11 protein-coding genes are annotated in these 12,936 nt (G+C 67.0%); 8 read left to right on the top strand and 3 right to left on the bottom strand.

Going from position 1 to position 12,936, the window contains the following annotated elements:
- Positions 1–149: 149 nt before the first annotated feature.
- Genes ACW172_RS14895 through ACW172_RS14875 form a run of 5 tightly spaced genes read left to right on the top strand, consistent with a single transcriptional unit; the run spans position 150 to position 5,073 of the window.
- Positions 150–1,301 carry an acyl-CoA dehydrogenase family protein gene (locus ACW172_RS14895; RefSeq protein WP_492032217.1) on the top strand — a complete coding sequence of 384 codons (1,152 nt, stop codon included), beginning with the start codon at positions 150–152 and terminating at the stop codon, positions 1,299–1,301.
- On the top strand, positions 1,301–2,320 hold the full coding sequence (locus ACW172_RS14890; RefSeq protein ID WP_492032216.1) for an acyl-CoA dehydrogenase family protein: 1,020 nt from the start codon (positions 1,301–1,303) through the stop codon (positions 2,318–2,320). Before ACW172_RS14895 ends, ACW172_RS14890 begins: the two co-directional genes overlap by 1 nt.
- Entirely contained in the window at positions 2,313–3,113 is an 801-nt protein-coding gene (locus ACW172_RS14885) for a crotonase/enoyl-CoA hydratase family protein (RefSeq protein WP_492032215.1), read from the top strand. Before ACW172_RS14890 ends, ACW172_RS14885 begins: the two co-directional genes overlap by 8 nt.
- A gap of 7 nt (positions 3,114–3,120) precedes the next feature.
- Entirely contained in the window at positions 3,121–4,257 is a 1,137-nt protein-coding gene (locus ACW172_RS14880; RefSeq protein ID WP_492032214.1) for an acyl-CoA dehydrogenase family protein, read from the top strand.
- Positions 4,258–4,293: 36 nt separating this feature from the next.
- Positions 4,294–5,073 (top strand): SDR family oxidoreductase, encoded by a 780-nt coding sequence (locus ACW172_RS14875; RefSeq protein WP_492032213.1) that lies wholly within the window; start codon positions 4,294–4,296, stop codon positions 5,071–5,073.
- A 237-nt stretch (positions 5,074–5,310) separates the two neighbouring features.
- On the opposite strand, the gene ACW172_RS14870 is transcribed toward ACW172_RS14875, so the two are convergent.
- The 3 genes from ACW172_RS14870 to ACW172_RS14860 all read right to left on the bottom strand — a co-directional run bounded on the left by ACW172_RS14870 (position 5,311) and on the right by ACW172_RS14860 (position 9,751).
- Positions 5,311–6,285, bottom strand: coding sequence for a fumarylacetoacetate hydrolase family protein (locus ACW172_RS14870; RefSeq protein WP_492034989.1), 975 nt, complete (start codon positions 6,283–6,285; stop codon positions 5,311–5,313).
- Between the two features lie 122 nt (positions 6,286–6,407).
- Positions 6,408–8,849, bottom strand: coding sequence for a TonB-dependent receptor (locus tag ACW172_RS14865; protein WP_492032212.1), 2,442 nt, complete (start codon positions 8,847–8,849; stop codon positions 6,408–6,410).
- 281 nt (positions 8,850–9,130) lie between these two features.
- Positions 9,131–9,751, bottom strand: coding sequence for a TetR/AcrR family transcriptional regulator (locus ACW172_RS14860; protein WP_492032211.1), 621 nt, complete (start codon positions 9,749–9,751; stop codon positions 9,131–9,133).
- A gap of 66 nt (positions 9,752–9,817) precedes the next feature.
- On the opposite strand from ACW172_RS14860, the gene ACW172_RS14855 reads away from it, so the two are divergent.
- From ACW172_RS14855 to ACW172_RS14845, 3 genes are read left to right on the top strand one after another with little or no spacing between them, the layout of a single operon-like run.
- A complete protein-coding gene (locus tag ACW172_RS14855; RefSeq protein ID WP_492032210.1) occupies positions 9,818–10,549 on the top strand; it encodes an SDR family NAD(P)-dependent oxidoreductase in 732 nt (243 codons plus the stop codon).
- Positions 10,550–10,574: 25 nt separating this feature from the next.
- Positions 10,575–11,873, top strand: a complete 1,299-nt coding sequence (locus tag ACW172_RS14850) for an acyl-CoA dehydrogenase family protein (RefSeq protein ID WP_492032209.1) — start codon at positions 10,575–10,577, stop codon at positions 11,871–11,873.
- Complete coding sequence (locus tag ACW172_RS14845; RefSeq protein ID WP_492032208.1) at positions 11,870–12,934, top strand: phosphotransferase family protein; 1,065 nt, start codon at positions 11,870–11,872, stop codon at positions 12,932–12,934. Before ACW172_RS14850 ends, ACW172_RS14845 begins: the two co-directional genes overlap by 4 nt.
- Positions 12,935–12,936: the final 2 nt, after the last annotated feature.

The raw sequence follows: 12,936 nt of genomic DNA, 5'->3' as shown, positions 1-12,936 counted from the left end.
GCGACAGCTCCGCCGTCGTCATTCTTGGCCCGACCCTAACGGGAAACCGGCTGTCGCGGCAAACAATATTCTCTGGTCAGAACGATATTCTGGAATGTATAGATCGCGACGCTCCGAAGAGAGCCGATTCAAACGCCCGGGAAGCCTTCGTGAACCTGCTCGACCAGTTCGGCCCGCCAGTCCTGCCGCCGGACCTCGCCCCGCTCCGCGCAGACGTTCGCGCCTTCCTGGCCGAATGGTCCCCAACCTCGACGCCCGAGAAACGCGCCCTGTCCTGGATGGGGTTCGACGCCGACTTCAGCCGGACGCTTGGCGCCAAGGGCTGGCTCGGTCTCAGCATCCCCAAGGCCTATGGCGGCCACGACGCCTCGCCCTTCGACCGGTTCGTGATCAACGAGGAACTGCTGGCCGCGGGCGCCCCTGTCACCGCCCACTGGATCGCCGACCGCCAGAGCGCGCCCCTGATCCTGCGCCACGGCACGGAAGCGCAAAAGTCGCGCTACCTGCCCGCCATCTGCGCCGGCGAACTGTATTTCTGCATCGGCATGAGCGAGCCCGCCTCCGGCTCCGACCTGGCCTCTGTGCGGACGAAGGCCGACCGTCAGCCCGACGGCTCCTGGGTGCTGAACGGCCGCAAGGTCTGGACCACCAACGCCGACCGCTGCCACTTCATGATCGCCCTCGTCCGCACCGATCCCGCCAGCGAGCGCCACGCCGGCCTGTCGCAGCTCATCGTCGACCTGACCCTGCCCGGCGTCCTGATCCGCCCGATCAAGGACCTGTCGGGCCATGAGCACTTCAACGAGGTCACCTTCGACGACGTCCGGCTGGACGCCGACGCCCTGATCGGGGTCGAGGGCGACGGCTGGGCCCAGACCACGTCGGAATTGGCCTTCGAGCGCAGCGGCCCGGAGCGCTTCCTCAGCGCCATGACCCTGTTCCGCTGCCTGGTCGGCGCCGTCGGCCCGGCGCCGGACGCCCGTCAGGCCGTAGAAATCGGCCGCCTCGCGGCCTGGCTGATCGCCCTGCGCTCGATGTCGATCTCGGTCACCGCCCAACTGGCCTCGGGCCAGGATCCGGTCTGGGCCGCCTCCTGCGTCAAGGACCTCGGCACGGGCTATGAACAGGACACGGTCGAGGTGGCGATGCGGCTGATCGATTCCCTGCCGCCCGGCGACAAGGCGGCGACCACTCGACGGGTCATGGCCATCGTCCAGAGCATGGCTCCCTCCTTCTCCCTGCGCGGCGGCACGCGCGAAATCCTGCGCGGCATCCTCGCCCGCGGCCTGGGAGTGCGCTGATGCGAACCCTGTTTCAGGACACCATCGAGCGGCTGCTGGCCGATACGGTCACGCCCGACCTGCTCCACGCCGCCGAAACCGGCGTCTGGCCCGTCGATCTGTGGGCCGAGATCGAGGCCCTCGGCCTGCCTCTCGCCGCCGTCCCGGAGGACCTCGGCGGAACCGGCGCGAGCTGGAGCGACCTCTTCGTGGTCGTCCGCGCCTGCGGAGCCGCCGCCGCCCCCATCCCCCTGCCCGAGGCGATCCTGGCCAACAGTCTGCTCGCGACGGCCGGCCTCACGCCTCCCGAGAGCGGCGTCATCGTCTTCGCCGCGGGCTCGCCTGACGCGCCGATCGCCGATGTCCCCTGGGGTCGAAACGCCCAATGGCTTGCGCTGCACGACACGTCGTCCGGCCGCATCGCCCTGCATTCCCTGACCGATGCGCAGATCGTCCCGGGCGGCAATGTCGCCGGGGAGCCGCGCGACACCGTCACCCTCGCGTCCGGCTCCCTGATCGCCGAGGCCGCGACCTCGGCGGCGACCGACACGGTCCTGCTCGGCGGGGCCATGCTGCGCTCGGCCCAGATGGCGGGAGCCCTCGGCCGCCTGACCGGGCTCAGCGCCGACTACGCCAACGAGCGCGTCCAGTTCGGCCGTCCGATCGGTAAGTTCCAGGCCGTCCAGCAGCAGCTCGCCTTGCTCGCGACCCAGGCCGGGGCCGCCGTCGGCGCCGCCGAGGCCGCCTTCCTGATGGCTACGCCCGCCGCCGATTTCCTGACCACCGCCTCGGCCAAGGCCGTATCAGGCGAGGCGGCCGGCAAGGGCGCGGGCATCGCTCATGCCGTCTTCGGCGCCATCGGCTTCACCCACGAACACAGCCTGCATTTCCTGACCCGACGCCTGTGGGCCTGGCGCGCCGAATACGGCTCGGACGCCTTCTGGGCCGAGCGTCTCGGCCAGACCTTCGCGGCGGCGGGCGACGACGGCCTGTGGCCGCTTGTCGCCGGCGCCTTTTCGGAGACCCCGATCCATGACTGATTTCCTGCTCAAGACGCGCGACGGTCCCGTCGCCGTCTGGACCCTGAACCGCCCCGAGAGCCGCAACGCCTTCTCGAAACCCGAGGACATGTTCGAGATCGAGGACGCCTGCGAGGAGGTCCGCGCCGACCCTTCCGTCCGCATCGTCGTCCTGACCGGGGCGGGCGCTTCGTTTTGCGCGGGCGGCGACATCAAGGCGATGCAGAACCGCACCGGCATTTTCGAGGGCTCACCGTATCGGCTGCGCAATCGCTATCGCGACGGCATCCAGCGCATCCCGACGGCGCTCTACGAGCTCGAGACCCCGGTCATCGCGGCCGTCAACGGCCATGCCATTGGCGCCGGTCTCGACTTCGCCTGTATGGCCGACATTCGCATCGCCTCCACGACCGCGACCTTCGCCGAGAGTTTCGTCAAACTGGGCATCGTCCCCGGTGACGGCGGCGCCTGGCTCCTGCCCCGGATCGTCGGCATGCCGCGCGCCAGCCACATGGCCCTGACCGGCGATTCCCTGAATGCCCAGCAGGCGCTCGACTGGACGCTGGTGACCCAGCTGACCGCGCCCGAAGATCTGATGACCACAGCCATGGCCCTGGCGCACCGCGTCGCCTCCAGCCCCGGCCATGCGCTGCGCCTGACCAAGCGCCTGCTGCGCGAAGGCCAGCACATGCGTCTCGGCCCGCTCCTCGAGCTGTCCGCCGCCTATCAGGCGCTCGCGCATCACACCCACGACCATGCCGAGGCGGTCGCGGCGATGATCGAGAAACGCCCCGCCGTCTACACGGACAACTGAGCCCGCCATGACCACCCGCAAAGTCTTCCGCGACGACCACGAGATGTTCCGCGATCAGGTCCGGCGCTTCGTCGAGACCGAGATCGTGCCCCACCACGCCGAGTGGGAACGCGACGGCATCGTGCCGAAATCCCTGTGGCTGCGCGCAGGCGAGGAAGGCCTGCTCTGCGTCACGGCGCCCGAGGAATACGGCGGCTCCGGCGGCGACTTCGGTCACAGCGCCGTCCTGATCGAGGAACTGGCGCGGGTGAACGCCACGGCGGTCGGCTTCACCACCCACTCGGACATCACCGTGCCCTACCTGGTCAACTACGGCACCGAGGAGCAGAAGGCGCGCTGGCTGCCCCGGCTGATCACCGGCGAACTGATCGCCGTCATCGCCATGTCCGAGCCCCAGATCGGCAGCGACCTGCGCGGCATGAAGACCAAGGCGGTCCGCGACGGCGACCACTACATCCTGTCGGGTCAGAAGACCTTCATCACCAACGGCATCAACTCCGGCCTCGCCATCGTCGCGGCCAAGGTCGAGGGTCAGGCCAACCCCAAGGACATCACCCTGTTCTGCGTCGAGGCGGGCACGCCCGGGTTCGACAAGGGCAAGAAGCTGGAGAAGATCGGCCTGCGCGGCCAGGATACCTCCGAACTGTTCTTCTCGGACGTCCGCGTCCCGGTCGAGAACCGGCTCGGCGAGGAAAGCGGCGGCTTCGCCTGCCTGATGACCGAACTGGCCAAGGAACGGCTGATCATCGGCATCCGCGCCGCCGCCTCGGTGGAGTCGATGCTCGACAAGACCATCGCCTATACAAAGGACCGGGTCGTCTTCGGCAAACCTCTGTTCGAGTTCCAGAACACCCGGTTCAAACTGGCCGAGGTCCGGGCCCGCAGCCAGATGCTGCGCGTCTTCATCGACGACTGCATCCAGAAGCTGCTGGACAAGGAACTGACGCCCGAGATCGCCGCCATGGCCAAGCTGACCAGCGCAGAGCTGCACGGACAGCTACTGGACGAACTGCTCCAGCTGCACGGCGGCTATGGCTATATGAGCGAATATGACGTCGGGCGCGCGTGGGTCGATGCGCGGGTCGCCCGCATCTACGCCGGCACGTCCGAGATCATGAAGGAAATCATCGCCCGCACCCTCTGAGGGCGGCGATCGGGAGCCCCAACCGGGGAACAAGCCATGGACCTCGGCATCGCCGGCAAACGCGCCCTCGTCTGCGCCTCGTCGGCGGGCCTGGGGAAGGCCTGCGCGATCTCGCTGTCCAGCGAAGACGTGGAGGTTTGGATCAACGGGCGGGACGCCGAACGGCTTGAGGCCGCTGCGATCGAAATCGAAAACCTGACCGGACGGCGGCCCCACACCATCCTGGCCGACGTCGACACGGCGGAGGGGCGCGCCGCGGTTCTGGCCGCCTGCCCCGCCCCCGACATTCTCGTCTGCAACAGCGGCGGCCCGAAGCCCGGCCGCCTTGAGGAGTGGACCGACACCGTGTGGAGCGAGGCCGTCGCCGCCACGATGCTCTCGCCCATCCTGCTGATCCAGTCGGTCGTCGGCGGCATGCGCGAACGCGGCTTCGGCCGCGTGGTCGCCATCACCTCCGCCATGGTCAAGACGCCGAGACTTCCCATGGCCCTGTCGACCGGACCTCGCGCCGGACTGACCGCCTTCTGCAAGGCCCTGGCCGGCGAGGTCGCGGCGGACGGCGTCACCATCAACTGCATCCTGCCCGAAAAGGTCGAGACCGATCGGCTGGCCCGGATGACCCGTTCTCTCGCGCGTGTCCGCAAGGTCGAGGAGGCCGAGGCCCGCGCGGAAATGGTCGCAGGCATCCCCGCCGGTCGCTTCGGTCGCCCATCCGAGGTCGGCGACGCCTGCGCCTTCCTGTGTTCGGATCGCGCCGGCTATATCACCGGCCAGAACCTGCAGCTCGACGGCGGCGCATACCCGGGCTTGATCTAGGTCGGCGCCCTCCCATATCGACGGTCGGCCAGAGGGTCGCAGGTCTTTGACATCACAACCGCACAGGCGACGGATCAGCCGGCTGCACTCTGCATTTTGCAGGATCAGATCGGCCTCAAATAATTCATCTCTGGATTCAGATGGCTGCGGCGCCTTTCTGATCCTGGCTCTGAGAATTGCACTTTTTGCACCCGGTTTTTTGCAGTGCAATTTCGCCCGCAGCACGGCGCTCGCGGTTCAGCCTTCCCGAACGATCCGGTTCCTCAGGATGCCGATCCCCGAGACCTCCAGCTCCACCTCGTCGTCGGATTTCAGGAACCGCTGCGCCTCCAGACCGCAGCCGTTGCCCACCGTTCCGGACCCCAGGAACTCGCCGGGATACAGGGTCTCCGACCGCGAGATGAAGGCGATCAGATCCTCGAATTTCCAGTGCATCGTGCCGGAGTTCCCCCTGCCCCACTCCTCACCGTTGACCCGGGCGATCATGGTCAGGTCATAGGGGTTGGGCATCTCGTCGGCGGTGACGATGCACGGTCCCATGGCGTTGCCGGTGTCGAAGTCCTTGCCCTTGGATGGACCAAGTTGTCCAATCATTTCAACAGCTTGCGCATCGCGCGCACTGAAGTCGTTGTAGATCGTATAGCCGAAGATGTAGTCGCGGGCCTGCTCGACCGGCACGTCCCTGGCCGCCTTCTTGATGTAGCAGCCGAACTCCAGCTCGAAGTCCATCAGCCGCGAATAGGCCGGCCAGATCACCCTCTCTTCGGTCCCGATCACCGAGAACCGGTTGGCCTTGTAGTAGAGCGGCTGTTTGACGAAGAGGTCCAGGATCCGTTGCTCCGCTTCGCTCGGCCCTGTGTCCTCGATGACCTCCACGCCCTTCGCCTTGGCCCGCATGGCGCGGCCGGCGGCATAGGCCTGGCGCTGATGCTGTTCGAACGTGCTGCAGTCGCGCATCTGCGGCGGCGGCTGGATCGGCGCCCTCAGCTTCACCTCGGCGCGGGCCAGGATCGCAGCATCGGCGGCCGTCTTGACCGCCTCCGCGGCCTTGTCGAGCGCGTCGTCGCCGCCCTCGACCAGCGCCAGGATGTCAGCCAGCTCCGGCGCGCGGACGCCATGCTTCTGCTGATGTGCGGCGGCCAGATCGACGATGCGCGTATCGCCGTCGATGAAGGCCCCGGCCCGACGCCGGCCCTCGTGTTCGAAAGTCACCAGACGCAACGGTTTCACCCTGTGCTGGCCGCAATGTCGGCCGGTTCAAACGACGACGTCGCCGCATCCCGGCTTCAGCCAGGACGCGGCGACTTTCAGCTCAGTCTACCCCGATCCGTCCGTCAGAACGGCCGGAACGTCAGCTGCAACATGATCTCCCGGCCCCGGTTGACGTTGCCGCTCAGGTCGGCCTGACCGCCCGTCAGCGCCGTGCCGGTCCGCGTCGCGATCCCCGTCTGGGGCACGTTCGACGCGACGTCCACACGGTACTCCTCGGTCAGGTTGCGACCGATGAGCCCCAGTTCCCAACGCCGGTCGGCGCTGAAGACGCGAACGCCGGCGTTGAGGAAAGTCACCCCCTTCTGTTCGGCGCCCGGGTGCAGTTCGGGATGGGGATTGTACTCCGACTTGTAGAGCGCATCGAGGTTCATGCCCCAGTCGATCCCTTCGATGAAGGTCGATCCGGTATAGGCCCCGCCCAGGGATCCGGTCCACTTGGGCGCATTGACCATGCGATGCCCGGCCAGTTGCTGGCCCGTGTAACGCCCCGTCACCGGGTTCAGCAGCAGGTTGCAGCCGTCGGCGATGGTCTGGCCGATGTAGCAGGTGGCCAGGAAGTCCGTGTACTGGGCGTCGTTGTAGTTCGCCGCCCCGCGGATCGTCAGGCCGGGCACGGCCGGCAGCCTGAGCGTGAAGTCCCCTTCGAAGCCCTTGACCGTCGCCGCGCCGGCGTTGTTGACGCGAATGACCGGAACGCCGCTGGAGTTGTCCAGGGAGTTCACCTGAAGGTTGGTGTAGTCGTAGTTGTACGCTGCGGTGTTGATGCGCAGGGCGCCGTCGAACAGCAGCGCCTTCAGACCGCCCTCGAACCCTTCGGCCGACTCGGGCAGGTAGAGGGCGTTCAGCGGGGCCGTGAAGGCCGCGCCTGTATTGGTCGCCGCCGCGAAGCCGCCCGACTTGAAGCCTTCCTTGTACGCCCCGTAGAGCGTCAGCCGGTCCGTCGGCCGCCAGGTCAGGGTCACTTCCGGCGAGGTGTTCTCGAAGTCGGCCGAGCCCGGCGAGACCGGCTGGAGAACCCCTTCCCGGTGAACGGCGAAGTCCTTGGATTCCTTGCTCCAGCGCAGGCCGCCGGCGAGCTCCAGATTATCGGTGATGTCCCAAAGCACCTGTCCGAAGACCGAGGTGGTCTTGCCGTCGATATTGTGCAGGAACAGGGGCGAGCCCGCCAGGATGGCGCGGGTATAGGTCTCCAGCTCCGACTTCTCGAAGAAGGCGCCGGCCAGGAAGTTGATGGGGCCCGACAGATCGGACGCCACGCGGACTTCCTCGGTGAACTGGGTGTAGCTGGTGTTGCCGCTGAAGTCGTTGGCGGCGACAGCGTCCGACGGCGCCACCGCATAGGTATCGACGCGGAAGTCCTCGTTCTTCGCCCAGCCCGTCACCGAGGTCAGCTTCAGCCAGTCCGTCGGCCGATAGTTCATTTCCAGCGAGTGAAGCTGCTGGCTGTAGTTGCCGGCGCCCTCGGGGTCGGTCCAGCCCGAGGGCGATCCGACCAGGAAGGCGGGATTGATGTTGCCGTTGGCGTAGGTCGCATCCGCACGGCAGTTGTCGACCGACAGGGCCGTGGCCAGCGCCGGATTTGGCACGCCGCCGTTGAGAGGAGTCGACTGGGTCGCCAGCTGGGGCGCGCCGTTGGGGCAATAAATCCGCTGGAACCCGCCGGCCTGATTATAGCCGATGCCCTCGTTGTCGGCGTAGCTGAGCTTGAGCCGCGCATCGAAGCGATCGTTCGGCTCCCACTTCAGGGTCGCGCGCGTGAAAAAGAACTGCTGCTGCGGGCCGCCCGAGGTCGATCCGGTGACCGAGCCGGGCCGGATGGCGTTCGCGGCGGCGGCCGCTGTGTCGGCGATATTGTCGCGCCAGCCCTCCATATCCGCGCCATAGATCACCAGCCGCCCGCCAAGGGTGTCGGTCAGCGGCCCCGAGATCGTGGCCTCCAGCTGACGCTCCTGGGCGTTGAACTCATACCCTGCACGAACCCGGGTCTCGAAGCTCGCCGTCGGATCGGCGGTGGTGATCGAAATGACCCCCGCCGGGCTGTTCTTGCCGAAGAAGAGCGCCTGCGGACCGCGCAGAACCTCGATCTTCTCCATGTCGATCTGGCCGATGCGGACGGCGCCGCCGCGCGACAGCTGGACCCCGTCGATGTTGATGGCGACGGTCTGCTCGAAGGTGGGGTTGGACCCGGCCGTAGTCCCGACCCCGCGCAGGGACACCGTGCCGCCCACGCCCCCGGAGACCTCGCCGACGGCGATTCCGGGGCTCACGGCCCGCAGGTCCTGCAGACTGTCCACCGCAAGGACATGGAGTTGCTCGGAGCCGAGAACGGTGACCGAGACCGGAACCGAGATCGGGGCCTCGTCGCGACGTCGTGCGGTGACCACGATCTCGTCGACAGCCGTCGCGCCGTCCTGTTGCGGAGCCGTCTGGGCCATAGTGGGGGCGGCCATTGCAAGCGCCCAGGCCAGGGCGGCGCACGAGATGCCCGTTTTCATGATCTTCATCTTGTCTCTCCCCTGCCCTCGCCCGCTCTTCGGCGGGTCTATGGGCGATTGCCGGATTCCTGCCTGACAGCCGGATCACCTGACGATGCTAGTCAGACGATACGCGCGCATCAACAAATAATCTGATGTTGGAATGCAATTCTATAATCCGAAGCAAATCGACAAAAGCCAAGCGCCTGTTTGTCGTTCGGATTTCGGAATTTCCTGAACAATATCGAAATTATGTTCTGATATAAGAATATCGCGCTCAGGTTCGCATTCTTGCCGCGCACATCCCAGAGCTATGCGCTTGACGGCGACACCATGCCGACCAGGGTTTCCACCAGATCGTCCAGCGTAGCCGGCGGCCCCCAGAAGCCGTGGTCCGGATGCCCGGCCATGGCGGCCTCCCGCGCGGTCATCACCGCGCGTAAACCGAGGCTGAGAAACACAAGACGGCGCTCCAGAATCTCCGTCGGCATCGGCGACAGCCGGCGAATATGATCGAGGCATCGCTGATAGCCCCGGTTCCAGTGTTCGACGACGATGGCCTCGAAGGCCTCGCGATTCTGCAGGCTGAAGGCGCTGATAAAGCGCAGGTAATCGCCCTCACCGCCATTGCGGCCCAGGTTGGTGGAGGGCACGATCAAGACCTCCATCACCTCGCGCAGGCAGCGTGGTCCGCCCTGGGCCTCCATCGCATCCAGCGTGGCGTTTCGACGCTCGTCGATCAGCCGGGCTCCGTCGACGACCAGTTGCGCGACGAGGTCGTCCTTCGAGCCGAAATAGTAGTGCAGCGAAGCCCCGTTGCGATGCCCGGCCGCCGTCAGGATGTCGCGGACCGAGACGGCGTCCACGCCACGGGCGGCGAACAGGCTCTGTGCGGCGCGTTTGATCGCGTCCCGGGCGAGATCGGCTTTCATGGATTGACGGTCTAGCGCACACGTGACAAATAAAACAACCGTTTCATTCATACGTTTTAGATCGCCGTGGACCTCGATTTTAACGAAAAGAACGTTCTGGTCGTCGGCGGGTCGAGCGGCATCGGACTGGCCTGCGCCCAGGCGTTCGCGAGCCGCGGCGCCCGTGTCGCCGTCACCGGGACCCGGGCGGACAAGGACGCCTATGGGGACGTCGCCGAGGCGCTTGAGCCCTTCGCCTTCTCGACCCTGAATGTCGCCACGCCCGGCGCGATCGAGGCCTGGACGCCGCCGTTCGAGGCTCTGGACGTGCTGGTCCTCTCTCAGGGCGCGGTCCAGTATCGCCGCAAGGAATTCGAGGCGGAGGCCTTCCGTCAGGTGGTCGAGGTCAATCTCAACAGTCTGATGGCGTGCGCCCAGAAGCTGGCGCCGGCGCTGGAGGCCCGGGGCGGCAGCCTGATCATCATCAGCTCCGTCGGCGGCCTGCGCGCGGCGCGCGGCAATCCTGCCTACTCGGCCTCCAAGGCCGGCGCTATCCATCTGACCCGCACCCTGGGCGACGCCTGGGCCGGTCGCGGGATCCGCGTCAACGGCATCGCGCCGGGCCTTATTGCGACGAAGATGACCGAGGTCACCACCTCGGACCCGACCCGCCTGCAGGAGCGGCTCAGAGGCATCCCGCTGAACCGGCTCGGACGCCCCGAGGAGATCGCCGGCGTGGCGATGTTCCTCGCCTCGCCCCTGGCCGCCTACATCGTCGGCGAGACCATCGTCGTCGATGGCGGCCGAACCCTGTCCTGAAAATCAAAAACGAACGGAAACGCCGATGGCTTGGGAATTCGAAACCGACCCCGATTTCGCCGAACAACTGGCCTGGATCGATGCCTTTGTGCGCGACGAGGTCGAGCCGCTGGATCTGATCCTGCAAAGCCCCTTCGATGTCGACAATCCCCTGAACCGGCAGTTCGTCCGGCCGCTGCAGGAACAGGTGAAAGCCCGCGGCCTGTGGGCCTGCCACCTGGGTCCCGAGCTCGGCGGGCCCGGCTATGGCCAGGTCAAGCTGGCGCTCATGAACGAAATCCTCGGACGCTCCGTCTTCGCCCCGACCGTGTTCGGCTGTCAGGCCCCCGATTCCGGCAATGCCGAGATCCTCGCCGTCTACGGCACGGCCGAACAGAAGGCGCGCTACCTTGAACCGCTTCTGGCCAACGAGATCGTCTCCTGCTTCTCGATGACCGAACCGCAGGGCGGGGCCGACCCCACGACCTTCACGGCGCGCGCCGTTCTCGAGGGCGATCGGTGGGTGCTGAACGGCGAGAAATGGTTCGCCACAAACGCCCGCTACGCCAGCTTCTTCCTGGTCATGGCCGTGACCGACCCCGACGCCCCGCCGCATCGTCGCCTTTCCGTCTTCATCATCCCCAGGGGGACGCCCGGGCTCGAGATCGTGCGCAACGTCGGCTACGGCGACCGCGATCCTGCCCATGCCTATCTGCGCTTCACCGATGTCGGTGTGCCGCTGGATCATATGCTGGGCGGTCAGGGCGACGGCTTCGTCGTGGCCCAGGTCCGGCTCGGCGGCGGGCGCATCCATCACGCCATGCGCACGATCGGCAAGGCGCGTCAGGCGTTCGACATGCTGTGCGACCGCGCCCTGTCGCGCATCACCCGCAACGAGCCCCTCGCCGACAAGCAGCTGGTGCAGGAGAAGATCGCCGACAGCTGGATCGAGCTTGAGCAGTTCCGCCTGCTGGTCCTGCGCACCGCCTGGAAGATCGATCGCGAGAAGGACTACAACAAGGTCCGCGGCGACATTTCGGCGGTCAAGGCGGCCATGCCGAAGGTGCTGCACGACATCGCCGCCCGCGCGGTCTACGTCCACGGCTGTCTGGGCCTGTCCAACGAAACTCCGCTGGCCGCCATGGTGCTGGACTCGTTCCAGGTCGGCCTCGCCGATGGCCCGACGGACATCCACAAGGTGACGCTGGCCAAACAGCTTCTGCGGGGCCGCAAGCACTCCCAGGGTCTGTTCCCGGACTACCACATCCCTGCCCGCCGCGCGGCGGCCCTGGCCAAGTATGGCCTGTCGGGCGAGGAAGCCGGTCTGAAGGCAGCCGTCGCGTGAGCATCGATCGCCCCCACGGCCTGGAACTCGTTGATCTCGGGGATCTGGCCGGATGGATGGACGGTCAGGGCCTCGGCTCGGGACCGATCGTTGACGTCATCCAACTGACCGGCGGGTCCCAGAACGTCCTGCTGCGCTTCAAACGGAGCGGCCGCGAATATGTCCTGCGCCGTCCGCCGCTCAATCCCCGACACGACGGCAGCGACACCATGCGGCGCGAGGCGCGGGTGCTGAAGGCGCTGGCCGGTTCGAACGTCCCGCACGCCGGGCTGATCGCCGCCTGCGACGACGCTTCCGTGCTGGGCGCGGCCTTCTATCTGATGGAGCCGCTGGATGGCTTCAACGCCGCCGTCGGCATGCCGCCGCTTCACGCCGGATCGCCCGAGGCCCGACACGTCATGGGCCTGTCGGTGATCGAGGCCCTCTCGCGCATCGCCATGGTCGACTACCAGGCGGTCGGCCTCGGCGATTTCGGCAAACCGGAAGGGTTCCTCGACCGGCAGGCCCGGCGCTGGATGAAGCAGCTCGAAAGCTATGGCGAGTTCGCCGGCTGGCCGGGGCCGGACGGCCTGCCCGACGTCGGCGAGATCGGCGACTGGCTGGATCGGCATCGCCCGCAGACCTTCCGCCCCGGCCTGATGCACGGCGACTTCCACCTGAAGAACGTCCTGTTCCGCAAGGATGCGGCCGAGGTCGAGGCGGTCATCGACTGGGAGCTTTCCACGATTGGCGATCCCCTGGTCGATCTCGGCTGGCTGCTGGCGACCTGGCCCGGCCCGGGCGGTGACATGAGCCAGACGACCATCGTCGTCCAGCCGTGGGAGGGCTTCCCCGAAGCCGAGGAACTGGTCGAGGTCTATGGGCGGTTGACCGGCGCCGATCTCTCGAACCTCAACTGGTATCGGGTCTTCGCCTGCTACAAGCTGGCCCTGATCCTGGAGGGATCCTACGCCCGCGCCTGCGCCGGCAAGGCGCCGATGGAGATTGGCGAACGCCTGCACGGCAACGCCGTCCGCCTGCTCGGCCGCGCCGGACGCTGGATCGACGGCAAGCGCACATGAAA

Source organism: Brevundimonas sp. ALps5 (assembly GCF_058681645.1).
This window is presented reverse-complemented; position numbering and strand designations above follow the sequence as displayed.